25 protein-coding genes are annotated in these 26,536 nt (G+C 62.6%); 6 read left to right on the top strand and 19 right to left on the bottom strand.

Annotated features, from left to right (window positions below):
• Positions 1 to 241: 241 nt before the first annotated feature.
• A complete protein-coding gene (gene pepN / locus NKI96_RS05055) occupies positions 242 to 2,881 on the bottom strand; it encodes an aminopeptidase N (protein ID WP_352803194.1) in 2,640 nt (879 codons plus the stop codon).
• A gap of 419 nt (positions 2,882 to 3,300) precedes the next feature.
• Between pepN and NKI96_RS05050 the strand changes: the two genes are divergently transcribed.
• Complete coding sequence (locus NKI96_RS05050) at positions 3,301 to 4,203, top strand: DMT family transporter (protein WP_245261986.1); 903 nt, start codon at positions 3,301 to 3,303, stop codon at positions 4,201 to 4,203.
• 19 nt (positions 4,204 to 4,222) lie between these two features.
• Here the strand turns inward: NKI96_RS05050 and NKI96_RS05045 are convergent, their stop codons facing one another.
• The 3 genes from NKI96_RS05045 to NKI96_RS05035 all read right to left on the bottom strand — a co-directional run bounded on the left by NKI96_RS05045 (position 4,223) and on the right by NKI96_RS05035 (position 6,843).
• Positions 4,223 to 5,035: a helix-turn-helix domain-containing protein gene (locus tag NKI96_RS05045; RefSeq protein ID WP_023687252.1), complete on the bottom strand. Its 813-nt coding sequence runs from the start codon at positions 5,033 to 5,035 to the stop codon at positions 4,223 to 4,225.
• Positions 5,036 to 5,268: 233 nt separating this feature from the next.
• On the bottom strand, positions 5,269 to 6,147 hold the full coding sequence (locus NKI96_RS05040; RefSeq protein WP_352803191.1) for a uracil-DNA glycosylase: 879 nt from the start codon (positions 6,145 to 6,147) through the stop codon (positions 5,269 to 5,271).
• Positions 6,148 to 6,288: 141 nt separating this feature from the next.
• Entirely contained in the window at positions 6,289 to 6,843 is a 555-nt protein-coding gene (locus tag NKI96_RS05035; RefSeq protein WP_033003810.1) for a hypothetical protein, read from the bottom strand.
• A gap of 302 nt (positions 6,844 to 7,145) precedes the next feature.
• Here NKI96_RS05035 and NKI96_RS05030 point away from each other — a divergent pair, with 302 nt between their 5' ends.
• Together NKI96_RS05030 and NKI96_RS05025 are read left to right on the top strand one after the other, a co-directional pair.
• Positions 7,146 to 8,825: an electron transfer flavoprotein-ubiquinone oxidoreductase gene (locus tag NKI96_RS05030; protein WP_352803188.1), complete on the top strand. Its 1,680-nt coding sequence runs from the start codon at positions 7,146 to 7,148 to the stop codon at positions 8,823 to 8,825.
• Positions 8,826 to 8,969: 144 nt separating this feature from the next.
• Positions 8,970 to 9,569: a DUF922 domain-containing protein gene (locus tag NKI96_RS05025; protein WP_023742637.1), complete on the top strand. Its 600-nt coding sequence runs from the start codon at positions 8,970 to 8,972 to the stop codon at positions 9,567 to 9,569.
• 25 nt (positions 9,570 to 9,594) lie between these two features.
• On the opposite strand, the gene NKI96_RS05020 is transcribed toward NKI96_RS05025, so the two are convergent.
• The 5 genes from NKI96_RS05020 to NKI96_RS05000 form a co-directional block, all read right to left on the bottom strand.
• Positions 9,595 to 10,608, bottom strand: a complete 1,014-nt coding sequence (locus NKI96_RS05020) for an endonuclease/exonuclease/phosphatase family protein (RefSeq protein WP_502900250.1) — start codon at positions 10,606 to 10,608, stop codon at positions 9,595 to 9,597.
• Positions 10,609 to 10,748: 140 nt separating this feature from the next.
• The gene (locus NKI96_RS05015) at positions 10,749 to 12,209 is read right to left on the bottom strand and encodes an AMP nucleosidase (RefSeq protein WP_023731828.1); all 1,461 of its coding nucleotides are present in this window, start codon (positions 12,207 to 12,209) and stop codon (positions 10,749 to 10,751) included.
• Between the two features lie 278 nt (positions 12,210 to 12,487).
• Positions 12,488 to 12,682 (bottom strand): hypothetical protein, encoded by a 195-nt coding sequence (locus tag NKI96_RS05010; RefSeq protein WP_023702175.1) that lies wholly within the window; start codon positions 12,680 to 12,682, stop codon positions 12,488 to 12,490.
• A gap of 39 nt (positions 12,683 to 12,721) precedes the next feature.
• The gene (locus tag NKI96_RS05005) at positions 12,722 to 12,874 is read right to left on the bottom strand and encodes a hypothetical protein (RefSeq protein ID WP_023692826.1); all 153 of its coding nucleotides are present in this window, start codon (positions 12,872 to 12,874) and stop codon (positions 12,722 to 12,724) included.
• Positions 12,875 to 13,100: 226 nt separating this feature from the next.
• Positions 13,101 to 13,442, bottom strand: a complete 342-nt coding sequence (locus tag NKI96_RS05000) for a DUF2147 domain-containing protein (RefSeq protein ID WP_023687258.1) — start codon at positions 13,440 to 13,442, stop codon at positions 13,101 to 13,103.
• Between the two features lie 436 nt (positions 13,443 to 13,878).
• On the opposite strand from NKI96_RS05000, the gene NKI96_RS04995 reads away from it, so the two are divergent.
• Positions 13,879 to 14,145 carry a sel1 repeat family protein gene (locus NKI96_RS04995; protein ID WP_023821079.1) on the top strand — a complete coding sequence of 89 codons (267 nt, stop codon included), beginning with the start codon at positions 13,879 to 13,881 and terminating at the stop codon, positions 14,143 to 14,145.
• A gap of 379 nt (positions 14,146 to 14,524) precedes the next feature.
• Entirely contained in the window at positions 14,525 to 15,646 is a 1,122-nt protein-coding gene (locus NKI96_RS04990; RefSeq protein ID WP_023687260.1) for an ABC transporter substrate-binding protein, read from the top strand.
• 66 nt (positions 15,647 to 15,712) lie between these two features.
• On the opposite strand, the gene NKI96_RS04985 is transcribed toward NKI96_RS04990, so the two are convergent.
• The 8 genes from NKI96_RS04985 to NKI96_RS04950 all read right to left on the bottom strand — a co-directional run bounded on the left by NKI96_RS04985 (position 15,713) and on the right by NKI96_RS04950 (position 24,468).
• On the bottom strand, positions 15,713 to 17,674 hold the full coding sequence (locus NKI96_RS04985; protein ID WP_352803183.1) for an acetyl/propionyl/methylcrotonyl-CoA carboxylase subunit alpha: 1,962 nt from the start codon (positions 17,672 to 17,674) through the stop codon (positions 15,713 to 15,715).
• A gap of 309 nt (positions 17,675 to 17,983) precedes the next feature.
• Positions 17,984 to 18,514: an O-acetyl-ADP-ribose deacetylase gene (locus tag NKI96_RS04980; RefSeq protein ID WP_023821081.1), complete on the bottom strand. Its 531-nt coding sequence runs from the start codon at positions 18,512 to 18,514 to the stop codon at positions 17,984 to 17,986.
• Position 18,515: 1 nt separating this feature from the next.
• Entirely contained in the window at positions 18,516 to 20,123 is a 1,608-nt protein-coding gene (locus tag NKI96_RS04975; RefSeq protein ID WP_352803180.1) for a carboxyl transferase domain-containing protein, read from the bottom strand.
• Between the two features lie 8 nt (positions 20,124 to 20,131).
• Positions 20,132 to 20,956, bottom strand: a complete 825-nt coding sequence (locus NKI96_RS04970) for a DUF1444 family protein (protein WP_196815222.1) — start codon at positions 20,954 to 20,956, stop codon at positions 20,132 to 20,134.
• Positions 20,957 to 21,063: 107 nt separating this feature from the next.
• Complete coding sequence (locus NKI96_RS04965; RefSeq protein ID WP_352803178.1) at positions 21,064 to 22,227, bottom strand: isovaleryl-CoA dehydrogenase; 1,164 nt, start codon at positions 22,225 to 22,227, stop codon at positions 21,064 to 21,066.
• Positions 22,196 to 22,846, bottom strand: coding sequence for a TetR/AcrR family transcriptional regulator (locus NKI96_RS04960; RefSeq protein WP_352803175.1), 651 nt, complete (start codon positions 22,844 to 22,846; stop codon positions 22,196 to 22,198). Before NKI96_RS04960 ends, NKI96_RS04965 begins: the two co-directional genes overlap by 32 nt.
• A 68-nt stretch (positions 22,847 to 22,914) precedes the next feature.
• A complete protein-coding gene (locus tag NKI96_RS04955) occupies positions 22,915 to 23,199 on the bottom strand; it encodes an acylphosphatase (protein WP_023687270.1) in 285 nt (94 codons plus the stop codon).
• 156 nt (positions 23,200 to 23,355) lie between these two features.
• Entirely contained in the window at positions 23,356 to 24,468 is a 1,113-nt protein-coding gene (locus NKI96_RS04950; protein WP_352803172.1) for a pyridoxal phosphate-dependent aminotransferase, read from the bottom strand.
• Between NKI96_RS04950 and NKI96_RS04945 the strand changes: the two genes are divergently transcribed.
• Positions 24,467 to 24,628 (top strand): hypothetical protein, encoded by a 162-nt coding sequence (locus tag NKI96_RS04945; RefSeq protein ID WP_023687272.1) that lies wholly within the window; start codon positions 24,467 to 24,469, stop codon positions 24,626 to 24,628. The genes NKI96_RS04950 and NKI96_RS04945 overlap by 2 nt on opposite strands.
• A 91-nt stretch (positions 24,629 to 24,719) precedes the next feature.
• Here the strand turns inward: NKI96_RS04945 and NKI96_RS04940 are convergent, their stop codons facing one another.
• Together NKI96_RS04940 and NKI96_RS04935 are read right to left on the bottom strand one after the other, a co-directional pair.
• A complete protein-coding gene (locus tag NKI96_RS04940) occupies positions 24,720 to 25,892 on the bottom strand; it encodes a porin (protein ID WP_352803170.1) in 1,173 nt (390 codons plus the stop codon).
• Between the two features lie 122 nt (positions 25,893 to 26,014).
• Positions 26,015 to 26,257: a GIY-YIG nuclease family protein gene (locus NKI96_RS04935; protein WP_023747471.1), complete on the bottom strand. Its 243-nt coding sequence runs from the start codon at positions 26,255 to 26,257 to the stop codon at positions 26,015 to 26,017.
• Positions 26,258 to 26,536: the final 279 nt, after the last annotated feature.

The raw sequence follows: 26,536 nt of genomic DNA, 5'->3' as shown, positions 1-26,536 counted from the left end.
AGAATCAAAGGTGATTCGCCTTGTCCAGAGGCGCGGCCGAAAAACATTAAAAATTGATTGAAATAACGCTGAAATCCCTCCCCTTGAGGGGAGGGTGGCCCGAAGGGCCGGGTGGGGTCCTCGGCGAAGCGCTCGACTCTCTCAATCACGGTCGAAGTTGGTCGAGGTCGCGCACTGCCGCAACGACCCCACCCGTCCATCCGCCTTCGGCGGCTGTCCACCGTCCCCTCAAGGGGAGGGATCAGGCCAGCGTTCGCTCCACAATGTCCCGCAAATCCGCCGACAGGTTCTCGGCACCGGCGATGGCCAGCAGCGCTTCCCTGGCCTTGGCTTGCCTGCCCGGCTCCAGCGAGCGCCACGAGCGCAGCGCTGTCGCCAGCCTGGCCGCCACTTGCGGATTGCGTTTTTCAACCTCGAGTACGGTCTGGGTAAAAAACCGGTAGCCTTCGCCATCGGCGCGGTGGAAGCCGGTCTGGTTGGCGCTGGCGAATGTGCCGACCAGCGAGCGCACCCGGTTCGGATTGGCCATCGAGAAAGCTGCGTGACCAGTCAGCTCGCGTACCGTGTCGACTGTCCGGGGTCCCGGCACGCTGGCCTGGATCTGGAACCATTTGTCCATGACCAGCGGATCGGCGCCATAACGGGCCTCGAAATCGGCCAGCGCCTTGATCGCCTCCGGCGAACCGTCATGGCGGTGCGCAAGGACGGTCAGCGCTGCGGCGCGGTCGGTCATGTTCGTCGCGACCTCGAAATGCCGGGCGGCGAGCGCAGCCCCTTTCGGCAGCAGCGAGAGGTAGTCGAGCAGGATGTTGCGCAGCGCGCGGCGTCCCGCACTTGCCGCGTCGGGGCTGAACGGCCCGTCGTCGGCGAGGCGGCCGTATAGGTCGGTGAACGTTTGCTGATTGGCGCGCGCGATTGCCAGCGCCAGCGCCTCGCGGGCGGCGAAGATGGCGTCGGGGTCGATATTCCTGCCGATGTCGCGAGCAATGTCGGCCTCGCCCGGAAGCGAAAGCGCCAGTGCCCGGTAAGCGGGTTCCAGCGTCTCGTCGCCGGCGATCTTGCCGGCAAGTCCGGTCAGCCTGGCGGTGAAGGCCGGCTTTGCGCCGCCGAGGATCTGGCGGAAGGCCGCTATCAGCGCATCGGTCAAAAGCGTGTTGAACGCCTGCCAGCGCGCAAAGGCATCGCTGTCATGGCCGGCGAGAAAGAACTGGTCGTCGGCCTTCTGCTCGACCGAAAGCGTGATCGGTGCCGAAAAGCCGCGGTTGAGCGACACCGCCGGCCGCTCGGCAACGCCTGAGAAGCGCACCATGTGACGGCGCTTGCGAATATGGATGACACCGTCCTCGACGGCGGCGCCCTCGACGCCGCCATAGGCAACCGGTTCGCCGCCGGCGCCGACCAGCCCGAAGGCGAGCGGGATGTGCATCAGCCGCTTGCGGCTTTCCGACGGCGTCGGCGGCACCGACTGCTCGATCTCGAGCGTAAACTCGCGCGTCGCCGGATTGTGCGTCGAACTGACGGTCAGGTTCGGCGTGCCCGCCTGGTGATACCAGAGCGCGAACTGCGACAGGTCGCGCCCGGAGACGTCCTCGAACACCTTCAGGAAGTCCTCGATCGTCGCGGCCTCGCCGTCATGGCGCTCGAAATAGAGATCCATGCCGGCGCGGAAAGCCTCGGCCCCGAGGATAGTGCGGATCATGCGCACGACTTCCGAGCCTTTTTCGTAGACGGTCGCCGTGTAGAAATTGTTGATCTCGCGGTAGCGGCGCGGCCGCACCGGATGCGCCAGCGGTCCCTGGTCCTCGGGGAACTGGTGTGCCCTCAGCGTGCGCACTTCGGCGATGCGCTTGACCGCGCGCGAGCGATGGTCGGCGGAGAATTCATGGTCGCGAAAGACCGTCAGCCCTTCCTTGAGGCAGAGCTGGAACCAGTCGCGGCAGGTGATCCTGTTGCCGGTCCAGTTGTGGAAATACTCATGCGCGATGATCGCCTCGATATTGGCGAAATCGGCATCGGTGGCGGTTTCCCGGTCGGCCAGCACATACTTGTCGTTGAAGATATTGAGGCCCTTGTTCTCCATGGCCCCCATGTTGAAGTCGGAAACGGCGACGATGTTGAAGACGTCGAGGTCGTATTCGCGGCCGAAGGCCTGCTCGTCCCATTGCATCGAGCGCTTCAGCGCATCCATGGCGTAGCCGGCAAGCCCCTCCTTGCCTGGCTCGACAAAGATGCCGAGTTCGACCTCGCGCCCGGACATGGTGACGAAACTGTCCGCAACCTTGCCGAGATTGCCGGCCACGAGCGCAAACAGATAGGACGGCTTGGGGAAGGGGTCGTCCCAGACTGCAAAGTGCCAGCCGTCGGCAAGCGCGCCGCTTTCGACCGGATTGCCGTTGGAAAGCAACAGCGGCGCTTCGTCCAGCCTCGCCTCGATACGCACGGTATAGACCGACAGGATGTCGGGGCGGTCGAGGAAATAGGTGATGCGGCGAAAGCCCTCGGCCTCGCATTGCGTGCAATAGACATTGCTGGAGCGGTAGAGGCCCATCAGCGCCTCATTGCTGGCCGGCGCGATCTCGGTCTCGAGCAGCAGCTGGAAACGGGCCGGCGGCCTCAAAATGGTCAGCTGGTCCGGCGTGGCGAGATACTCGGCCGGGGCAAGCTCGCGACCGTCGATGGCAATGCGCTTGAGCACCAGCCCGTCGCCGTCCAGCACCAGCGACGTCGAGGCGGCGGCGCCATCGCGGCGTTCGATCGTCAGCACTCCGGTGACACGCGTTGCGTCTGGCGAAAGGCGGAAGGTGAGGCCGGTTTGCGGGATGGAAAAGTCGTTGGGGCGGTAGTCTTCGAGCTTGAAGACCTGGCCGGTATCGGTTCGCATTCCCTTGGGTTTCCCTGTCGCTGTCGGAGCCGCTGACGTGTCCTGGCCCATTAATCTAAAGTTGCGCGCTCTTTACACGAAACGGTCACTCGACAAAACTGCGCCAATGCCTATTTCGGGGCGTTCCCCTTCCGCCATCATCGTGAGGCCTTGATGACCGTCGTCAGATCGAAGTTCGGCATGGGCGCCTGTGTACCGCGTCGTTCGACGCGCATCTCAGCGGAGATCCGGGAAGCAACAAAACAGTGAAAGCCGGGCCTGGAGACGAAGCGGGCGGGAAACTGTCCGATCATCCCGGCGCGCATCGGCCCAATAATCGATGTCGATTTTTGGAAAGCACGATGCGCAGATTTAAAGTGTCAGAGCGTCCTTTGCGCGTCGAAGACGACGCGCGGCGCTCTAATGTTCTCACCGGGATCATGCTCAAGGTCATGTCGGTGGCGGTCTTTGTCGGCATGCAAACCTGCATCAAGGCCGCCGGCACTTTGCCGGCCGGCCAGATCGTCTTCTTCCGCTCCTTCTTCGCCATCTTCCCGATCATCGCCTTCCTGGCCTTCAAGAGAAAACTCGGTACGGCGTTCGCCACCAAACGCCCGCTGAACCACATTGCGCGCGGTGTCGTCGGCGTTTGCGCCATGGGGCTCGGCTTCTTTGCGCTGACCCGGCTGCCGCTGCCTGAGGCGATCACGCTGAACTATGCCCAGCCTTTGCTGGTGGTGGTGTTCTCCTCGCTATTCCTCGGCGAAGCCATTCGCGTCTATCGCTGGAGCGCGGTTGCGGTCGGTCTGGTCGGCGTGCTGATCATCTCCTGGCCGGAGCTGACGCTGCTCACGTCGGGCGTCGCGCTCGGCGACCAGGAGGTGCTGGGCGTCATCGCTGCTCTTGTTTCTGCAGCAATCTCCGCCAATGCCATCCTGCTCGTGCGCAATCTTGTCCAGACTGAACGAACAGCGACCATCGTGTTGTGGTTCTCGGCGACGGCGAGTGTCATGGCGCTGCTTACGCTGCCCTTCGGCTGGCAGGCGCTGACGCCGCTGCAGGCCGGTCTGCTGGTCGCAGCAGGGTTCTGTGGCGGGCTGGCGCAGATTTTGATGACGGCGGCGTACCGCCGTGCCGAAGCTTCGGTGGTGGCGCCGTTCGAATACACCTCGATGATCCTCGGCGTGGTCGTCGGCTATTTCGCCTTTGGCGATATCGCCACCATCAACACGCTCGTCGGCGGTGTGATCGTCGTTGCCGCCGGCATGTTCATCATCTGGCGCGAGCGCCAACTCGGCCTGGAACGCACCCGAACGCGCAAGGCAGCGCCACCACAGGGGTGAGGAGGTCCGCGGGGTTGGCTCAGTTAGCTTCCGCACGTTCCTTCGCCAGCCGCACCAGCACCGCTCGCGTCTGCTCGTCGGCCGGGAAGAAAGACTCGATCGCCAGTTCCGACAGCGTCACGTCAAGCGGCGTGCCGAAGACGGTGATGGTGCTGATGAAGGACAGCACCTGGTCGCCATGCGCCAGCCGCAGCGGATGGACGATGCCGTTGGGCTCGACCGGCACCGGCCGCGCACCCTTGAGCCCGGACGGATAGGTTCGCAATTCGCGCTCCAGCTCGACCAGGACGGGATCGCCGGCGGCATCGTTCTGGTGTTTCAGCCGCTCCAGCAGATGCGCCCGCCATTCCGCGAGATTGACGATGCGCGGTGCGATGCCGTTCGGGTGCAGGCTGAGGCGCAGCACATTGACCGGCGGCTGGAGCAGCGACGGCTCGGCAACATCGGCCAGAAACGGGCCGATGGCGGCATTGGCGGAAATCAGGTTCCAGTGCCGGTCGACGGCGAGGGCGGGGAACGGCTCATGCCCTTTGAGCACGCTCTCGACCGCGGCAAGCGCCGGCGCCAGCGTCGTATCTGTGAGTGGCCGCTCGCTGAAGCTCGGGGCAAAGCCGGCAGCCAGCAACAGCTGATTACGCTGCCGCAGCGGAATCTCAAGCTGCTCGGCCAGATGCAGCACCATCTCGCGCGAGGGCGCGGCGCGGCCGCTTTCGACGAAGGAGAGATGACGCTGGGAAATCTCAGCCTCCATTGCGAGATCAAGCTGGCTCATGCGCCGGCGCGTGCGCCATTCGCGGATCAGGCTGCCGGCGGAGGTTTGGGCTGTTGTCATCGGGCAGGATTAAGGCGGCGGGAGAGGGATTTCAATTACGTCGGAGGTTATAGCGGAGGCCGAGGCGAAATCTTCTCCCCCTTTGAGGGGGAGATGGCCGGCAGGCCAGAAGGGGTTCGACGGGATGCGACCTTCTTACGGAAATGGACGTTGGCGCTCCACGCGCAACGACCCCACAGTCGCCTTCGGCGACATCTCCCCCTCCAAGGGCCCTCAAGGGGGAGATCAGCTAGCTAGCCCACCTCTCGCAACTTCGCTTTCACCTCGAGAAAATCCCGCCACGCCAGTTTCTTGTGCGCCGGCGTCCGCAAGAGATAGGCCGGGTGCAACGTCGGCATGGCCGGAATGGCAGTGCCCGACACCGTCGTGTGCACCTGCCAATTGCCGCGCAGGCGCAGAATGCTTTCGGTCGTGTTGAGCAGGGTTTTGGCCGAAGGGCCGCCGAGATTGACCAGCACCTTCGGATTGACCAGCTCGATCTGCCGCTCGATGAAGGGGCGGCAGATTTCGGTCTCGTGCGGCGTCGGCGTGCGGTTGCCGGGCGGCCGCCAGGGAATGACGTTGGCGATATAGACCGAAGTCCGGTCAAGCCCGATCGCCCCCAGCATGCGGTCGAGCAGCCGGCCGGAGCGGCCGACGAAGGGCAGGCCCTCAATATCCTCGTCGCGGCCGGGCGCCTCGCCGACCAACATCACCAAACCTTCCGGGTTGCCGTCGGCAAAGACCAGGTTCTTGGCGGTGAATTTGAGGTTGCAGCCATCGAACGACGCCATGTGCTGGCGCAGTTCGTCGAGCGTCGAGGCACTTGCCGCCATTTGCCGGGCCAGGGCCGCCTGTGCCTCGTCGGGCACCGTCGCCATGGCCGGAACGGAACGCGCCGGCGCGTCCGGCACCCGGCTTGCGTCCAGCCCGGGGCTGGCGGCGGCTTGTTCCGGAAACTTGTTTTCGCGAGGCGGCGCGGCAGGCGCCGTTGTGCGCTCGGGGCGCTCCGGTGCTGCCCCGGCAAACCGGTTCACCGGCGCGTCCTCCAACGCTTCGTCGACACCGGCAGAGGCGTAGAAGGCGAGCAACTCGGCCAGGTCGGATCGGTTGTTGGGGGAGGCGGCAGTCATGCCGGGCACATTCGTCCGCCGAGAGGTGATTTGCAAGGTTGGGCGGTTAGTAATCTCCCCCTCAAGGAGGGAGATTACGCGCTCGTCGGCTTTCGCCAATCACGAAGGGCATTTCGTGGCGATTTTCACGGCGTCTGCCGCTTACCCCGTCGGTATCCGCGGATCCTGCACCAGATAGAACGTCCAGCGCGGCGTGTAGTCGGTGATCAGAAACTCGAAGCGTCCCCTCTTCAGCGGGTCGATCTGTCCACTCTTGAACAAGAGCCGGTCATAGGGTTCGAAATCGCGGTCGAAATCGGCGTACGCGCTCGACAGGATGTTGTCGGGCGTCTTGTTGCGCTGGTCGAAGGACAGGCCGTCGCCGAACACGCTCGGCTGGTTGAGTATCTCCTGCAGCTCGAACTGGAATTCAACCCAGGCCTGGCCGCTGTTGTTGAGCACCTCGATACGCATGTACAGGATGCCGCTGGCGAATTCGCCGTTGGTGCTGAACGGCTGGATCGGTTTGGTGGTGCGGATGGTGAGCGTCACCGGCGTCGACGAATTCAGCTCCTCGGAGATGACCAACGGATCTTCCTTGGTGCCGGTGCCCGAGGCGCCGGTGATGTGGAAACCGCCAAGCTCGTCGGAAAAGGAATAGGCGCCGGTCGCCCACACCTTCACCGGCTCGGCCTGAGCGCGAACCGGCGTAAGCATTGAAAGGGCGAGAAGGATCGCTCGGCAGGTCCGGCCGGGCGGAAGGGGGAAGCGCGTCAATGAATAGCCGGACGGCGTGCGCATGGAAATAAGTATGGCCGATAAGAGAGCCGTCGAACAATTAAAATATGGGACGCTGAGCGCGGTCGCGCGCAAAACGCTTGCGGCAGAGTTGTCATCCGCGACTTTTTGTCGAAATCGGCATTGTCACGTCAGCGCCGGTTTCCTGTCGCGGATTGATGCGCTATGCAGCGCAGGAGCCAGCAAAATGCCGGAAACGGTTGGCCAGTGCGGAGGGGTTGATGAGCGAGATCGAACGCGAGAGCATGGAATTCGACGTGGTCATCGTCGGGGCCGGTCCGGCGGGCCTTGCCGCAGCGATCCGTCTCAAGCAGGTCAATCCCGAGCTTTCCGTCGTGGTGTTGGAAAAGGGCGGCGAGGTTGGCGCCCATATTCTGTCAGGCGCCGTCGTCGATCCCATAGGCATCGACCGCCTGTTGCCGGGCTGGCGCGAGGAAGATGGCCACCCCTTCAAGACGCCGGTTACGGCCGACGATTTCCTGGTGCTCGGCCCCGCCGGCTCGTTCCGTCTGCCCAATATCCTGATGCCGCCGCTGATGAACAATCACGGCAACTACATCGTCTCGCTCGGCAATGTCTGCCGCTGGCTGGCAACCAAGGCTGAAGCGCTGGGCGTCGAAATCTATCCGGGCTTTGCTGCCGCCAGCCTCGTCTACAACGATGCCGGCGCGGTCACGGGCGTCATCACCGGCGACATGGGCGTCGAAAAAGACGGCACACATGGCCCGGGCTTTGCGCCGGGCATGGCGCTGATGGGCAAATACGTGCTGATCGGCGAGGGCGCGCGCGGTTCGCTGTCCAAGCAGCTGATCGCAAAATACAAACTGTCCGACGGGCGTGAGCCCGGCAAGTACGGCCTCGGCCTCAAGGAGCTGTGGCAGGTCAAGCCCGAGAACCACCGGCCGGGCCTGGTGCAGCACTCCTTCGGCTGGCCGCTCGACCTGAAGACAGGCGGCGGCTCCTTCCTCTACCACCTCGAGGATAACCAGGTCGCGGTCGGCTTCGTCCTGCATCTCAACTACAAGAACCCCTGGCTGTCGCCCTTCGAGGAATTCCAACGGTTCAAGACGCATCCGGCGATATCGCGCACCTTCGAGGGCGCCAAGCGCATCGGCTATGGCGCGCGGGCCATTACCGAAGGCGGCTGGCAGTCGGTGCCGAAACTCTCCTTCCCCGGCGGCGCGCTGATGGGGTGTGCGGCGGGCTTCGTCAACGTGCCGCGCATCAAGGGTTCGCACAATGCGGTGCTGTCCGGCATGCTGGCGGCCGAGCATGTCGCGCAAGCGATCGGCTCCGGCCGCGCCAATGACGAGCTGTCGTCTTATGAGGACGCCTGGCGCGCGACCGATATCGGCAAGGATTTGAAGAAGGTCCGCAACGTCAAGCCGCTCTGGTCGCGCTTCGGCACCATTATCGGCGTCGGCCTCGGTGGTCTCGACATGTGGCTGAACACGCTGTTCGGCTTCTCGCCCTTCGGCACGCTGAAACATGGCAAGGCCGATTACGCCACGCTTGAGCCCGCGGCCAAGCACAAGAAGATCGCCTATCCCAAAGCGGACGGCGTGCTGACCTTCGACCGCCTGTCCTCGGTGTTCCTGTCCAACACCAATCACGAGGAAAACGAGCCGGTGCATCTCATCGTCGGCGACATGGAGTTGCAGAAGCGTTCCGAGCATGATGTCTTTGCCGGGCCTTCGACCCGCTATTGCCCGGCCGGTGTTTACGAATGGGTCGACAAGGACGGCAACGCCGCCGCCGATCCGTCTGCCAAGGATGTGCGCTTCGTCATCAACGCGCAGAACTGCGTGCACTGCAAGACCTGCGACATCAAGGATCCCAACCAGAACATCAACTGGGTGCCGCCACAAGGCGGCGAAGGCCCGGTCTATCAGGGCATGTGAGCCTCACCGACCGGGGCCGTCTCGACTAGCAAAAAATGGCGGCGATGGCCGGGTTTACCAAGGCATGTAAGGCGCTCGGCGCCAAAGATTGTTGAAACCGTCGTCTGCTTGTGGTCTCATTGCCGCGTCCATGGGGAAAATGGCATGCGCGTGTTGGTCTTGTTTTGCGTCGCCGCCATAAGCGCGGCCTGCGGCGTCGTCGGGACGGCGTCGGCCGGGGTGAAAACCGTCGTTAAGACGCGAACCTATGACATCACCGGCACGACAGGTGCCGGTCTGGTTATCGCCATGAACCGCAGAGGCCCCAAGCACGGTTTCATGACCCACGCCATCGCGCAGACAAGCTACACCGCCGACTGGAGCCTGGACCTGGGTCAGGTCAACGGCGTCTGCCGCCTGCGCCAGGCCAATGGAACGCTCAACATCGCCTACACCTACCCGCGCGTCGCCTCGGCCGTCACGCCGGCGCTGCGCAAACGCTGGAACCGGTTTTTCACAGGCGTTCTCGCTCATGAAGGAACCCATGGCCGTATCGCCGGGCAGATGATGCAGGCTGCCGAGCGGTCGGTTCGCGGCCTGAAATTTGCCAACGATCCGCAATGCAACAAAACGCGCGTCGAAGCCACGCGGCGCTTGCAAGCCACTTCCAAGCTCTATGAGGCAAAACAGATCGCGTTCGACGCGCGCGAGCACAGTGAAGGCGGCCATGTCGAGCGCATCATCGAGGCCTTGGTAGGCTTGTGAAACCGTAAGCCCCGTGGCGTACGATCTAGCCGCCCATGCTGGGCTGGATCAGCGACACAGTCGCGGTAGAATCCTCGTCGGCCGGCTTGGTCTCGTCGCGCATCAATGAAAATTCCACCATCACCGGCAGATGGTCGGAGCCGGTCTCTTCCATCTGCGTCGACGACAGGATGGTCACCCCGCCCTTCGAAAACACCTGGTCGATCGGCAGGCCCACATAGCGCCGCAGGAAATCGGGCAGGGTCCGGTGGATCCAGGTCGGTCCGGCCGACGGCATCACGGTCAGTCCGCCGAGCGAGGCAACGCGCCGTACCGCGGCGCTCCACGGCACGGCATTGCAGTCGCCGGCCATGATCGCCGTCTCGCCGAGCGAGGTGAGCGTCTCGGTCAACTCGCCGATCTGCCAGTATTGTTCCTTCGGCCACGGCCAGCTCAAATGGATCGCCGCGACATCGACCGGAGTGCCGCCGAAATCGACGGTGGCGGCCGCCATCGCGCCGCGCGGTTCGCAATGCGGCTCGGTGCCGGCCGCAAAAGGTCGCCGGGACAAAAGCGCCACGCCCCACACGCCGTCGGGATGGGCGCACAGGATGCGATAGGGATAGGCGTTCTGGATATAGCCGAGTTCGGTCGCCCACATGGCCGATACTTCATCGAGCGTGATCACGTCTGGGTTGGTCCTGGCGATCAGCGAAAGAACCTTCTTGGGCGTCGGATTGTTGAAACGCAGGTTCATCTGCAGCAGCCGGTAGACCGGTTCGTTGCCGGGCGCGGCGTCATTGGCGGCCTGCACCGGCCACAGGCGCGGCAAGGTGCTCAACGTGCTGGCGAAGGCGGCCACGGCCAGCAGCAGGCCCACGCCCGCCTGCAGGCGAAACGAGGTGGCGAGCAGCGGCAGCGCAATCAGCCCCATCAGCACGGCAAAATGGATGCGGAAATGGGCAAAGGAATCGAAGGCCGGATGCAGTGCGCCAAAGAACCCGGCTACAAGCGCGGCCGAGAGGCCGAGCATTGCCAGGAACGCCATTGAAGCCATCATCTTTCGCACGCGTGCCATCAGACCGGGTTTTGCCCATAGACCGGGTAATACATTGCCGAGGTATCAGGCCTTTATCGGCTGAAATGCGGCCCAATCAAGATGACGAAACGCCTCGCGGCAAACATTTACGGCAAGCCGGTCTACTGAAAGGCCGTCTCCGAAAAGCTTCTCAGCTTGCGCGAATGCAACCGTTCCATCGGCATTTCCGCCAGCTTCTCCATCGCCTTGATGCCGATGGTCAGATGCTGCGCCACTTGCCGCTTGTAGAATTCGGTCGCCATGCCGGGCAGCTTCAACTCGCCATGCAGCGGCTTGTCGGAGACGCAAAGCAGCGTGCCGTAGGGCACGCGGAAGCGGAAGCCATTGGCGGCGATCGTGGCCGATTCCATATCGAGCGCGATGGCGCGCGACTGCGACAGCCGCTGCACCGGTCCGCGCTGGTCGCGCAGTTCCCAGTTGCGGTTGTCGATGGTGGCCACGGTGCCGGTGCGCATGATGCGCTTGAGATCGTAGCCGGAAAGTCCGGTGACTTCGGCGACCGCCTCCTGCAGCGCCACCTGGATCTCGGCCAGCGGCGGTATCGGCACCCACACCGGCAGGTCATCGTCCAGCACATGGTCTTCCCGGACATAGGCATGCGCCAGCACATAGTCGCCCAGCGCCTGAGTGTTGCGCAGGCCGGCGCAATGGCCGAGCATCAGCCATGCATGTGGCCGCAGCACCGCGACATGGTCGGTGATCGTCTTGGCGTTGGACGGGCCGACGCCGATGTTCACCATGGTGATGCCGCCATGGTTCGGCTTCTTCAGATGATAGGCTGGCATCTGAGGCAGGCGCGGCGCCGCCACGCCTTCGCTGGGTGCGTTTTGCCCTGCCTTGGTGATGACATTGCCCGGTTCGACGAATTCGGTATAGCCGTGGCCGCCTTCAGCCATCTGGGCCCGCGCGCGGGCGACGAACTCGTCGATGTAGAACTGGTAGTTGGTGAACAGCACGAAGTTCTGGAAATGCTGCGGGCTGGTCGCCGTGTAGTGCGTCATGCGGTGCAGCGAATAGTCGATGCGCTGCGCCGTGAACGGCGCCAGCGGCCTTGGTTCGCCGAACGCGACCTCGAAGGTGCCGTTGGCGATCTGGTCGTCGGTGCCGTCAAGATCCGGCACGTCGAACAGGTCGCGGATCGGCCGTTTGATGCGGTCGGCGGCGGCGCCATCGACATGGGTTCCTTCAAGGAACGCGAAATGCAGCGGGATCGGCGTGGTCGATTCCGAAACCGTTACCGGCACGCCGTGATTGCGCATGATCAGGCGAAGCTGCTCTACGAGATAGCGTTCGAACAGCACCGGCTGGGTGATGGTGGTCGAGAAATGCCCGGGGGTCGGCATGTGGCCGTAAGCCTGGCGCGAGTCGATCTGGGTGAACGAATTGGTGGTGACGCCGATCTCCGGGTAGAAGGCGCGGTAGCGCTTGCTTTCGTCGCCGCCGGCGGCAAGCGTGGCAAAGGAGTCGCGCAGAAACTTGGTGTTGCGGTCGTAGAGCACCTGCAAGGCGGCCACGGCCTTTTTGGCGTCGTCGAAGCTCTGCTTGCCGAAAGGCTCAGGCATGACGACCGATTCGATAGCTTGTGGGTAGATTCGCTTTTCCATGGCTCAATATAGAGACTTGAGGCCGCACTTGGGAGGGGAGGATGGCCGCCAAGTGGTCGATTTATTCGTCCACGCCCAAGGTGTGCTGAGATTCAGGTAAGGCTGAGCCGGAGTCGAAGACGGGCGCGAAGCGACCAAACTGGTTGGCTTCGAGAACCGGAGCGGAGCGTACTCGAAGTATGTGAGCACCAAAGGCCGCCACTTGCAGGCCGGCATCACCTTAATACCGGCACACCTTACCCGCGCTGCAGACTGACCAGCAAGACAAAGCCGACGCCATGCTTCTTCGTCGCCGGCGCGTCGATCGTCGTGTCGGCATTGGCCCGCATCATCGGCATGACCAGGACCGGCGCCGACAGCACGACCAGGACGAGCGCCGCCCGCGGCAGGAGCCGAAGGGTCTGGAGGGCGTTGATGGCGATGCGGTTCATGGCTTTTGCTTTTCTGTTTGGATCTATGTCTTTGTCGTCTCAGGGGCGAAAATGGTTCATGCAATCGAATTGGCAGGAACTGGCTGCATCCCAGGAACGGGCCGGGCGGCCGGCTTCGGCCACGAGGATGGCGAAGAGCATCCCGAACAGGCTCATCAACAGGCAGACGATGGTGAAGCGGCGAGCGAGCATTTGCGTAGTGTCTCCTTGAACACGCCATCAAAATGCCCTGATGCGACTGAACCGGCGCTGATGCCGACGTTCATCTGCGGTTCAAAGTGATTGACGAGGTCTTAGAGAGAGCGTCGGTTTGGGTTTGCGCCGCCGCAAACGGCACGGTCGTCGCTATGGCGCGGACCGTCCTGCAAAAGAAAACGGGGCCTGTGAAGGCCCCGTTGGTCAACTCAAAGCAGCAAGATCAGAGCTTGTGCCAGGTCTGGCTCTTGCAGATCAGCCCGCCGAGCACGCAGCCGCTCATTTTGAGCGAGGTGCCCGACAGTGTTGCCTTGCCCGAATAGGTCTTGTCGTTTGCCGGATCGGTGATGTTGCCGGCATATTTGTTGGCCCCGGCCGCCTTGAGCGAACCGATGGTCTTCCCGGCATATTTGCCGGTCTTCAGGGTGATGGAGAATGAACCGCTGCCGCCGATAACTGCTGTGTCGCCGGCTTGTGTCTTCCAATTGCCTTCGATCGGATCGGCCCAAGCCGCACCAGCCATCATCACGGCGGCCGCCAGGGCCAAGCTCACTTTGCGAAACATATCTGTCCTCCCTGGTTAGATGGGGCAGCCGCCTCTCTGCCCCTTACGCAAACGTAAGCTAATCCAGCTCCTGGCAAAACAAAAGCGTACCGCGACGGAAGGTTTCGCAATTTTCATGCAGGGTCGGGAGAGTGCAGCCCGTGGAAATGAAACGATCGAGGCGTTGGCTTTGGTTCGCGTGGTTAGCAGAGTGTTGATCGGCGCCTTGCAAATTTTCGTCAAATCGGTCGAGAAACGGCGGGATTGCTGACTTTGTATCCTTAACGAATTTCCGCGTTTACCTCTTGTTTTAGCTTTGTTTTCTCCAAATTAAGCACGCCATTTAACGACGGATTCAAGGCTCGGCCTCATTCTCGGAAGCATCGAAAGAGCGGCTCCCCAGGGAACACCGGGGGACAGAAGAGGCCCGCTCTCGGGAGCCAGACAGGGGACTAAAATGGCACGTTTTGAAATGCTTGAAGCCGGCTTCGGCGCCATGGGGGCAACTGCCCAGGCCGACATTCTTTTCGAACTGGGCATGATGTATGCGACCGGCCGCGATTGCGAGACCGATGTCGTTGCCGCCCACAAATGGTTCAACATCGCCGCCATCAAGGGCTCGGTCCGCGCCGCCGAACTGCGCTCGGAACTGTCGGCCGCGATGTCCAAGGCCGAGATCGCCAAGGCGCTGCGCGAAGCCCGCGAATGGATGACCATGCACTGAGATCGGCGATCTCGAGCAGATATACGAAAGACAGGGAAGCTCCGGGATCAAGACCGCATAGACGGCCGGAACCGGTAGACAACAAGGCCGCGACAAGACGGCCGACCATGAAAGAACAAGAACGCGGCAGGCCGGCACGGTCCAGTCGTGCACAATGGGGACGGCGGGCAGGTTTTCGTGGCGCGGGGGCGCATGGGGACTGCTACGAGCAAAAAGCCACGACCGGCCGGATCAGGCTGGCGTGGCTTTTTGCGTTGATGAGGCCCAATCGAGCGGCGCCGATGCGCCTAGACAGGCCCAATGAAGGATGAAATTGTCCCGCCTTCGGAAAGAAGCGCGGCCAGAGCGGCTGCGCGAGTGTGGGAGGAGTTCTATCACCATGAAAAAAACGGGTATTTTGAGCGCGGCCGTATTTGGCCTGATGATGAGCGCGCCGGTTGCCTTTGCCGATGACATCACCATTTCGGTGGTCGGCCCGATGACCGGACAGCTCGCCACGATCGGCGATCAGTTCAAGCAGGGCGCAACGGCAGCCGCCGATGCGATCAACGCCGCCGGCGGTGTCAACGGCTCCATGATCAAGCTCGACATCGAGGACGACCAGTGCGATCCCAAGCAGGCGGTTTCTGTGGCCAACCGGATCGTTGCCAACAGCGTCAAGTTTATTGACGGCCATGCCTGTTCAGGTTCGAGCATCCCGGCTTCCGCCGTCTACGCCGAGGCCGGCGCGCTGATGATGAGCCCGGCCTCTTCAAATCCCGAGCTGACCGATGCCGCCGCCAAGGCCGGCTGGCCGACGATCATGCGTCTCTATACGCGTGACGACGCGCAGGGCGCCTTCATTGGCCCGTGGATCGCCAAGAAATATGCCGGCAAGAATGTCGTTATCCTGCATGACAAGAGCGCCTACGGTCAGGGCGTTGCCGATGCCGTGAAGGCGACGATGAATGCCGGTGGCCTCAAGGAGATCGACTATGAAGGCATCAATGCCGGCGAGAAGGATTATTCGGCTCTCGTCACCAAGCTGAAGGACCTCAAGGCCGACGTTGTCTATTTCGGCGGCTATCACCCGGAAGCCGGGCTTATCCTGCGTCAGTCGGCCGAGCAGAGCGTCAAGTTCCAGCTGATCATGCCGGATTCGATCGCCTCGCCAGAATTCTGGCAGGTCGCCGGCCCCGCCGGTGAAGGCACCCTGTTCGTCTTCCCGTCGGACCCGCAGGCCAAGCCGGAAGCCAAGGAGGCCATCGCCAAGATCAAGGCGGGCGGCTTCGTGCCGGAAGGCTTTACGCTGTTCTCCTACGCCGTCGTTCAGGCGTTTGCAGAGGGCGTCAAGCGCGCCGGAACGGACGATCCGGTCAAGGTAGCCGAAGCGCTGAAGAACGGCACGCCGTTCAGCACCGTGGTCGGCGACGTGACCTTCGACGAGAAGGGCGATCTGAAGAACGCCAGCTACGACATCAACCAGTGGCACGACGGCAAATACGCACCGATCGCGCAGTAAGCGGCCGCGTGCTCATGGCAATGGCCGGGCTTGTCCCGGCCATTTTTCATTCAAGCCTCCAGCCGGCTATGAAGCCTCTTCAACGAAGCGCACCAGCACCGTTCCGTCGGTGACCTGCTCGCCCTCGGTGGCGATTTCCGCGATCACGCCGTCATGGCTGGCCGCGATCGTGTGCTCCATCTTCATCGCTTCCAGGATCAGTAGCGGCTGGCCCTTGATCACCCTTTCGCCCTTTGCCGCGCGCACCAGCTTGACCACGCCTGGCATCGGCGCGGGCAGGCTGCCGGAAGCGGCGGCCGCCTCGTCGGTGCGCGCCAGCGGATCCGGGACGAGGAAACTGTAGCCGACCGCGCCTTCGAATACGGTGACGTGGCCTGGCCAGCGGGCAAGGCGAGGGGCGGCGCGAAGATCATGCGAATTGACGCTGTCATAGGGCGCGTCCAGCGCCACCTCGAAGCGCCCGTCCGGCCGCACTGAAACACGCGCCAGTATATCGTCCTCGCCATGGCGCAGGCGCGTGCGGCGCGCAATGCTGTGGAAATGCGCATAGCCGGCAAGCGACGACCACGGATCGTTCGACGGCGGCAAGGCACCGGCGCCCGCCGCGGCAAGGGCCGCCGCGGCAACGATCTCGCTGCGCGGCGGGGCGACCGCGGTCAGCGCTTCCTGATGCCTGCCGATCAGGCCGGTATCGACGTCGCCGACGGAAAAATCGGCGTCCGCGGCAAGTGCCGCGAGAAAGGCGGTGTTGACGGTCGAGCCGGCAATCTCGGTCTGCGACAACGCTGTGCCGAGCGCATCGAGCGCCGCCTGCCTGTCCCTGGCGTGGACCACCAGCTTGGCGATCATTGGATCGTAGAAGGGCGAGATCGCATCGCCGGCCCGCACGCCGGTCTCGATGCGCATCGTGGCGCCTTCGGGAGCTTTGTCGGGAAATCTCAGGTGATGCAGCGTGCCGGTCGCCGGCAAAAACCCTTTTGCCGCGTCCTCGGCATAGATGCGCGCCTCGAAGGCGTGACCCGAAAGTGCGATCTCGCCCTGCGTCTTGGGCAGCTTTTCGCCGGATGCCACCCGCAACTGCCACTCGACAAGATCGGTGCCGGTGACCATTTCGGTGACGGGATGTTCGACCTGCAGGCGGGTGTTCATTTCCATGAACCAGAAGCGGTCGGCCTTCAGCCCTTGCGAGGCATCGACGATGAATTCGATGGTACCGGCGCCGGAATAGCTGATTGCCTTGGCGGCCTTGACCGCCGCTTCCGTCATCGCCTTGCGCAGCGCCGGCGTCATGCCGGGCGCCGGCGCTTCCTCGATCACCTTCTGATGCCGGCGCTGCGCCGAGCAGTCGCGCTCAAAGAGATGCACGGCGTTGCCAAAATTGTCGCCGAACACCTGGACCTCGATGTGGCGCGGCTTGTCGACATATTTTTCGACCAGCACGCGGTCGTCGCCAAACGCGGCCTTGGCTTCGCGCCGTGCGCCCGAAAGCGCCTCGGAGAAATCGTCGGCATGTTCGACCCGCCGCATACCTTTGCCTCCGCCGCCGGCACGCGCCTTGATCAGCACGGGATAGCCGATCTCGCGCGCCTTGGACGCCAGCAGCACGATCTCCTGCGCCTCACCATGGTAGCCCGGCACCACCGGCACGCCGGCCTTTTCCATCAGCCGCTTGGCCGCGTCCTTCAAGCCCATGGCGCGGATCGAGGCGGCCGACGGGCCGATGAAGGTGAGCCCTGCCGCCACCACCTGGTCGACGAAATCAGGGTTTTCCGAGAGGAAACCGTAACCGGGATGGATCGCTTCGGCACCTGTCGCCAGCGCGGCCGCGACAATCTTGTCGCCGCGCAGATAGCTTTCGCCGACGGGCGAAGCGCCGATATGCACCGCCTCGTCGGCCATTTCGACATGCATGGCCTTGGCATCGGCGTCGGAATAGACGGCGACGGTGCGCACACCGAGCCTGCGCGCGGTGCGGATCACACGGCAGGCGATCTCGCCGCGATTGGCGATCAGGATCTTGGCGAACATGGAGCCTCCCGGTTTTGCGTTGGTCGACGTCGGCATCCCTTCGCGCCCCCCTCTGTCCTGCCGGACATCTCCCCCACGAGGGGGGAGATTGGCAGCTTTGAGGCTGCTGCCCTTCTTTCAACGGTGGCGATTGGCGAAAGCCGGCGTGACGTCCGATCTCCCTCCAAGTGGGGGAGATGTCCGGCAGGACAGAGGGGCGCGCTGTCCCGCCAGCGTGTCAGGGCAACCATTCGTGCATTACCGACCTCTCCCTTACCAAGGGAGCGCCCTATCGAAGTCGTCTCTATAGCAGTCGTTTGATCCATGAGTTCAGCCCTCCCCAAGAGCGGCAACGGCACGCTGATATAGTTCGGCCGTCTGATCATCGAAGCAGCAGAAGGTAACTGTATCAGGCACTGCATTCAGTTGCAGGAAGGCGCTTACGGCGCCAACGGCGATCCCGGTCGCCTGGTCTTTCGGATAGCCGTAGATGCCGGTCGAGATCGCCGGAAATGCCACCGTCCGGCAATTATGGTCGAATGCGATTTCAAGCGACCGGCGGTAGCAGGAAGCGAGCAGTCCGGCTTCGCCCCTGCTGCCACCTTGCCAGACTGGCCCGACCGTGTGGATGATGTAGCGCGCCGGCAGCCTGTAGCCCTTGGTGAGCTTTGCATCGCCGACCTTGCAGCCATTGAGCATCCGGCATTTGAATTCGAGCTCCGGGCCGGCCGCGCGGTGAATCGCGCCGTCGACACCGCCGCCGCCAAGCAGCGAGGAATTGGCGGCATTGACGATGGCATCGACCGCAAGCCTTGTGATATCGCCGGTGTGGATGCTGATGCGTTGGTCGAGCGTGCTCATCTCACATCCTGAACACGCCGAACTTCGTTTCTTCGATGTCGGCGTTGAGCGCGGCCGACAGGCTGAGCGCCAGCACCTCGCGTGTTTTCGCCGGATCGATGATGCCGTCGTCCCACAGCCTTGCCGAGGAATAAAGCGGATGGCCCTCATGCTCGTATTTCATCAGGATCGGCTTCTTGAATTTTGCTTCCTCGTCTGCGCTCCACTCGCCGCCCTTGCGCTCGATGCCCTCGCGCTTGACCACCGCCAGCACGGTTGCGGCCTGTTCGCCGCCCATCACCGAAATGCGGGCGTTCGGCCACATCCACAGGAAGCGTGGCGAATAGGCGCGCCCGCACATGCCGTAATTACCGGCGCCGAACGAGCCGCCGATGATCATCGTCATCTTCGGCACGCGCGCGGTGGCGACCGCCATCACCAGCTTGGCGCCGTCCTTGGCGATGCCGCCGGCCTCGTATTTTCGCCCGACCATGAAGCCGGTGATGTTTTGCAGGAATATCAGCGGGATCTTGCGCTGGCAGCATAGCTCGATGAAATGCGCGCCCTTCAGCGCGCTTTCCGAAAACAGCACGCCATTGTTGGCGATGATGCCGACCGGCATGCCCTGGAGATGGGCAAAGCCGGTGACCAGCGTGGTGCCGTAATTCTGCTTGAACTCGTCGAACTCGGAGCCGTCGACGACCCGCGCAATCACCTCGCGCACATCATAGGGCTGGCGCAGATCGGTCGGCACGATGCCGTAGAGTTCCCGCGCGTCGTGAAGCGGCGGCGTGGGGCTCTGTAAGGTCAGGCTTACGGTCTTGCGCCGGTTGAGATTTTTCACGATGCGCCGGCAGATGGCCAGCGCATGTTCGTCATCCAGCGCATAGTGGTCGGCGACGCCGGACAACCTGGTGTGCACGTCGGCGCCGCCAAGCTCCTCGGCGCTGACGTCTTCGCCGGTGGCGGCCTTCACCAACGGCGGGCCGCCGAGAAAAATGGTCGCCTGGTTGCGCACCATGATCGTCTCGTCCGACATTGCCGGCACATAGGCGCCACCTGCCGTGCATGAGCCCATGACGCAGGCGATCTGCGGAATGCCGGCTGCCGACATGTTGGCTTGGTTGTAGAAGATCCGGCCGAAATGCTCGCGGTCGGGAAACACCTCGTCCTGGTTGGGCAGATTGGCGCCGCCGCTGTCGACGAGGTAGACGCAAGGCAGATTGTTCTGCAGCGCGATCTCCTGCGCGCGCAAATGCTTCTTCACGGTCAGCGGATAATAGGTGCCGCCCTTCACCGTGGCGTCGTTGACCACGACCATCACTTCGGTGCCTTCGACACGGCCGACGCCGGCAATCATGCCGGCCGAGGAAATCTCCTCGCCATACATCGACCATGCCGCGAACTGGCCGATCTCGAGGAAGGGCGAGCCGGTGTCGAGCAATTGTGCGAGCCGCTCGCGCGGCAACAGCTTGCCGCGCGAAACATGACGCTCGCGCGCCTCATCCGAACCGCCGCGCTCGATGCTGGCCGCCTTTTCCGCAATGTCGGAAACCAGCGCCCGCATGCGCTCGGCATTGGCGCGGAAGGTTTCGGAGGAGGGCGAGATTTGGGTTTGAAGTACGGCCATATCGATCTCTACACCTGCGCTAGGAGTTTGCCGTTGCGGCGTTCGAAAATTTTATCGGATAGCAGATTGAAGCCATCCTCGAACGTGACGTCGATCATCTGTCTGGCCACGCTTTGGGCCTTCGGATTGCTCGCATCGAAGATGAACAATTGATCCCGGCGCGGCAGCGCAAATAAAACATCGCCGGGAAACTGTGCTTTGATCGACAGCCAGAACTCGTCGAGCAGCACAAGGCTCGTGGAGAGCATCGTATTGCCGTCGACGTAATAGAGATAAAATGTGCCAATCTGGCCGTCGGAGACAATTTTCGGCAGCCATTTCTTCACATTGCCTAGTGCGACATCGCGCAAATCCGAAAGCGCCCGGCCGGGGAAGTCCTTCGGAGCAACAGGTGAGACTGAATCGGGAAGGTCGGCCATGTATACGACCGCAATTTCACCAACCAGCGGTTCGCACAATAAATCCAGACCCATCGATCTGAGGTGCTCGACATACTGCTGGGTCCGTATCACCGCGATCAGACTTTCTTCACTCGCCCTAGGTCGTATTTCGGCGAGGCCTCGGACTAGCCTGCGTATGGCCGCATCGGCGTCTTCGTCGGGGTATGAGTTCAAGTGCCCGAACACGTTTGTGACGTCTGCCGTCACTTCTGCGCCATCGAGTTTTGCACCGATTTTTGCAGGATCCGATGGGTCAGCGACAGCGCTATCGACACCTGGCTGCCGTTTGAGTTCGGCAATTACGAGCTCTCTGAATTCCGCCATATTAGAAAAGCGACGCTTCTGAGCCTTCGCGCGCCCGAGAAAGCCAGCGATTGTGGAAAACAAAGCCATCGCAAATATCCCCCGCCTTGTGACTGGATGTCCCGATGACGTAACCATCTATCGCCCTACTTGTCTCTCGATACCCGCAAAACAACAGCCTGCCATCTTGGCAGGCACTAAACCCCTTCCGCCATGATCTCGCGCCCGATCAGCCAGCGGCGGATCTCGCTGGTGCCGGCGCCGATCTCGTAGAGCTTGGCGTCGCGCAACAGCCGGCCGGTCGGGTACTCGTTGGTATAGCCGTTGCCGCCAAGCAGCTGGATGGCGTCGAGCGCCATCAGCGTCGCTTTTTCGGCGGCAAACAGCACGCAGCCAGCGGCATCCTTGCGTGTCGTCTGGCCGCGATCGCAGGCAGCCGCGACAGCATAAACGTAAGCGCGCGCGGCGTTCATCGTCGAATACATGTCGGCAAGTTTGCCCTGCACGAGCTGGAACTCGCCGATCGGCTGGCCGAACTGCTTGCGCTCATGCACATAGGGGATCGCCACGTCGAGACAGGCCGCCATGAGCCCGAGCGGGCCGCCGGCGAGCACGGTGCGCTCGTAGTCGAGGCCCGACATCAGGACCTCGACGCCGCGGCCCTCCTCATGCAGCATATTGTCATAGGGCACCTCGACATTGTCGAACACCAGTTCGCCGGTGTTGGAGCCGCGCATGCCGAGCTTGTCGAGCTTTGGTGATGCCGAGAAGCCGGCCATCGTCTTTTCGACGATGAAGGCGGTGATGCCGCGCGATTTCCGCTCCGGATCGGTCTTGGCATAGACGACCAGCGTTTCGGCGTCGGGGCCGTTGGTGATCCACATCTTTGAGCCGTTGAGCACATAGCGGTCGTTGCGCTTTTCAGCCCGCAGCTTGAGCGAGACGACGTCCGAGCCGGCGCCCGATTCCGACATGGCCAGCGCCCCGGCCTTTTCGCCCGAGCAAAGTGCCGGCAGGAATTTCTCCTTCTGCGCAGGTGTCGCCCAGCGGTTGATCTGGTTGACGCAGAGGTTCGAATGGGCGCCGTAGGAAAGGCCGACCGAGCCCGAGGCGCGAGAAATCTCTTCCACCGCAATGACATGGGCGAGGTAGCCCATGCCGCTACCGCCGAAATCGGGATCGGCGGTGATTCCAAGCAGGCCGAGCGCGCCGAGTTCTTTCCACAGATGCGCGGGGAACTGGTTGCTGCGGTCGATCTCGGCGGCGATCGGCGCTATTTTCTCCTGGGCAAAGCGGCGCACCAGATCGCGCAGCGCCTCGATGTCCTCGTCATGCCCGAAGCTGAGTGTGTTCGTGTACATGCCGTTCCCTCCCGGAACTATCGTCTATGTTCGCGCCAACTAGGCGCATTGTCATTGAAAGATATGTCGCCGTGACTTCAGCCATCGACAGCCGCTCGCCCGGCCGGAACCAGACGATGACGCCGGTCATCATCTGGATCAGGGCCATGGCAGTGAGCCCGGTGTCATCGACACTGAAGGCGCCGGCCTCCGCGCCGTCGCGCAGGATGGCGCGCAACTCCTTCTCATAGGCGGTGCGCATGCGCAGGATCTGCGTCAGCCGTTCATGCGACAGGCTGCGCAATTCCATGTTCGAGACATGGGTGGAGTGGCGGCGCTCGATGTGGAAAGCGATGTGGTTTTCGACATAGGCGGCAAGTCGCGTTGCCGGATCGGTGGCATCGGGGCGTGCGGCGTCCCACGCTTCGATCAGCCCTTCCATATGCTCGCGCATCAGCGTGAACAGGAGGTCTTCCTTGGTCGGAAAATAGCGGTAGAGCGCGGCGGCCTGAACGCCGACCTCGGCGGCAAGCTGCCGCATCGACATTGCCTCGTAGCCGAAGCGGGCGATCAGGCTGACCGCAGCCTCCCGGACGGCCGCTTCAGTTTTTTCGCCGTCGGATCCCGTTGTGCGTGCCATGAACGTCTCCCGATACCAATAATAAAACGAACGTTCAATTAATTCAAGCGGCAATAAAGTGGTTCCGTCTAGACGATGATCCGAAAGTCGATGGGCGCGTCGAGGAGTTCGAATTCCTTGGTCTCGACCTTCGAAACCGAAGCTCCCCTTGGCCCTTGCCGGAGCTGATCGATCATTGTGGAAACCGCAGCATCGGCACCGGCAATCCAGGCCGTCACGGTGCCGTCTCGTTCATTGCGTACCCAACCTACGAGGCCAAGCCCTGTCGCTTCGCCTCGCGCCCACATCCGGTAGCCGACGCTTTGCACCTTGCCATGCACACGCGCCTGCACTGCCCTTTGCCGGTCATCCATCGTTGCCTCCCATGCACAGAAACTGGCGCGGAATCGGACGAAAGCAACAGGCTTGAGTGTCGGATTGCTGCTGGATCGACGGAGTCGGGGTCGCGGCTGATTCTGTTTTGGCCTTGGCGGCCTCGGCAGGCTCTGTTGCGATGGCAATCGGCGGGGCTAGTTTCCCCGCGCCGCGGCGAGTGCGCCGGGCAGTTCCTCGGCAAAGATGTCGAGTTCATGATCGAGGCCGACGCTGACCCGGATGCAACGTTCGAGCCTTGGCGCCATCGGCTTGCGGATGAAAACGTCGCGCGACAAAAGGTTTTGCAGCACTTTCAGCGCGAAGGCGCCGTCCTGGCCGCAGTCGATGGTGACGAAATTGGTCGCCGATGGCAGCGGCTTCAGCCCGTTCGTCTCCGCAATCCCGGCTATACGTGTGCGGCCGGCAGCGACTCGCGCCACCACGCTGTGCAGCCAGTCCTGGTCGGCCAGCGCCTCGACGCCGGCGATCTGCGCCATGCGGCTGACTCCGTAATGGTTGCGGATCTTCTCGAAGTCACGGATCACCTCGGCTTCCGCCACCGCATAGCCGCAGCGTATGCCGGCCAGCCCGTATGCCTTGGAGAAGGTGCGCATGCGGATGACATTGGGTCGCGCGACATCGATCGGCGGCAGCGCCGAGGCCGGCCCCAATTCGCCATAGGCCTCGTCGAGCACCAGCATGGTGGTTTCCGGCAACGCTTCGACCAAGCGGGTGATATTTCCTGCTTCCCACCAGCTGCCCATCGGATTGTCCGGATTGGAGAGATAGACCAGCGGCGCCTTCTCCTTGATGACTGCCTTGAGCAGGCCGTCCAGGCTTTCCTTGTCGTTCTCGTAAGGCACCGTGACCAGCCGGCCGCCGACGCCGGCAACGTGGAAGTTGAAGGTCGGATAGGCGCCGAGCGAGGTGACCACCGCGTCGCCAAGCGCGACATACATGCGCGCCACCAGGCTAAGCAGCCCGTCTATGCCTTCGCCGACCACGACGTTTTCGGCGCCGATGCCGAGATGGGCGGCCGCAGCCTGCTTCAGCTCGTAATTGTCGGGATCGCAATACATCCACTGGTCACGCGCGACGCGCTCCATACGGGCGATAACGCGCGGCGAAGGCCCGAAGCTGCTTTCATTGGCGCCGATGCGGGCGCGAAAAGCACGTCCGCGCTCGCGCTCCTGCGCTTCCGGTCCGACAAACGGCACCGTCGAGGGAAGCGCGCCGACAAGCGGCGTGAGGGCAGGGCGCTGGCGCATGGCAAAGGCTCACGAGAAGATGGGCCTTCTTGCTAGCGTGCCCAATAGGACGGCGCAAGTTCTGGCGCGGCTGGAAATAGTGGCCATCACGCCCGTGATGAAATCGGCGCGGGTGGCCACGCTCTACGACCTGACCGCCGGTAGGCGGCAACCCTTTTGAAGGCCAGCACTGCAGCCAATGGCGACGGGCGCTTCAAAAAGAAAACCCGGCGGTTGCCCGCCGGGTTCGATTTTCAGCCAGGCTGAGCGTCTTAGAACGAGCGCTGGAAGCGGAGGAGACCGCCGATGCTGCTCTTCTTGTCGGCGTTGGTGAAGTTGGAGAAATTGGCGTCGTCGAACTTGCCTGCATTGAGGTAGTCGACTTCGGCCGTGACCGTGAAGCCGGGAACAACGTCGTAGGCGATGTTGGCGGCAACACCGAGATTCTTCCATTCGTCATACGAGACCTGGGCATTGAACGAGGTCTTCTCGTTGATGGTGTAGGTGCCGCCACCCCAGAATGCCCAGTTGCCGCCCCACTGCTTGTAGAAGCCGCGGCCGCCAGCGTCGATCGCATAGCTCGAGTCCGTCAAATTGTCGTCGGTGCCGTAGCCGCCCATGATGAACAGCGACAGGTTCTGCATCGGGGTGATGTCCAACCGAACCTTGCCGGCGACTTCTTCATAGTTGCTGTCATAAGCGACGACGCCGGTGATGGCGCCCCAGCCCTGCGTGTACTTCACGCCGCCGACGACATGCGGAACGTAGCTGTCGATGGTGTCGAAGCCCGAGCCTTCTTCGAGAGAGATGACGGCCGAGAAGCCGTTGCCCGCATCGAAGTAGTACTGGACGACGTTGGTGTCGAAGTCGCCGTAGGGAACGAGCGTATCCTGAAGGACGTTGCCGGCGTAGCCGATGAACGTGTCGAAGGCCGATTCGTCTTTACCGACGCGCAGACCACCGAGCTGGATCCAGGCGAAGTTCAGCGAAACGTTCTTGTTGCCGGCAGGGTTGGAGTTGAACTCGTCTGCTTCCGTTGCCGGATCGTCTGCCGACGGATAGCCGTTACGATTGCCGAAGTTGAAGCGGGTCTCGGTGTAGGTCTTCAAGGTGCCGAGTTCGGTTTCCTGGCCGGTCCAGGTCTTCAGCGTGAAGCGGGCGTTCTTGTAGAAGGTATCCTGCTCGTCGCCATCCTTATGGTCGAAGGACCTCGCACCGTCGAACGAGCCGACGTCGCCGGCGCCGATGTCGTAGCGGACATAGCCGCCGATGCGCAGGCAGGTTTCGGTGCCGGGAATGTAGAAGTAGCCGGCGCCGTAGACGTCGCAAATCTTGACGTATTCAGCCGGTTCCGGCTCGGCGACGACGACGGCGTCGGCGGCACGCGCACCGGAAACTGCGATCAGGGCCGCAGCGGAGCCGAGGAGAAGGCTCTTAATGTTCATTTTCTGACCTCCAGTCAGAATCGAACAAGACAGTGAAGCCGGCGACAGGCGTTTTCGCTGTAATCAGTTGTTATTGTTGAGGTCTATTGAAAAATGGAACTTTGCTGCGGGTGATGCGGCCATCACCACAGGCGCTTGTTTGCGGAGGCATGCCCTGAACCGGATTTGAGATAGCGCTCGAATGAAGCTGCCTTGCCCTGGTTCGAAAAGGCCATATAGGTGACGATCCGCCACGGCAGAAACTTGGATGTATGGCTGGATTTCCCCGCATTGTGCTCGACAAGCCGTCGTTTCAGGTCCGTCGTTATGCCGATATAGCGTTCGCGTTCGGCAGCCGCACTCTCCAGAAGATACACATACCACATGAGCTGCTCTTACCACATGAGCTGCTCTCCTTTGCCGGGCGTCGAAGGGCATCCTCTCCGCCATCCTGCTTCGCGCTGAGGTGGGCTTGTCCTGCGAAGCTCGAAGAGCGAAGCAGGACTGCCAATCGAATTTTGCAAGGGATTGTCTGGGCTTACGCTGTGCGGCACGTAGCACACCACACGGTCCGGCCCTTCTACGCCAAGGCTTCGGAGGGCATCCTCTCCGCCATCCTGCTTCGCGCTGAGGGTTGGGCTTGTCCTGCGAAGCTCGAAGAGCGA

The organism is Mesorhizobium sp. M0292, from assembly GCF_040321695.1.
Classification (GTDB): Bacteria; Pseudomonadota; Alphaproteobacteria; order Rhizobiales; family Rhizobiaceae; genus Mesorhizobium.
Note: the sequence above shows the minus strand (reverse complement) of the source record. Positions and strands in the feature narration are given on the sequence as shown.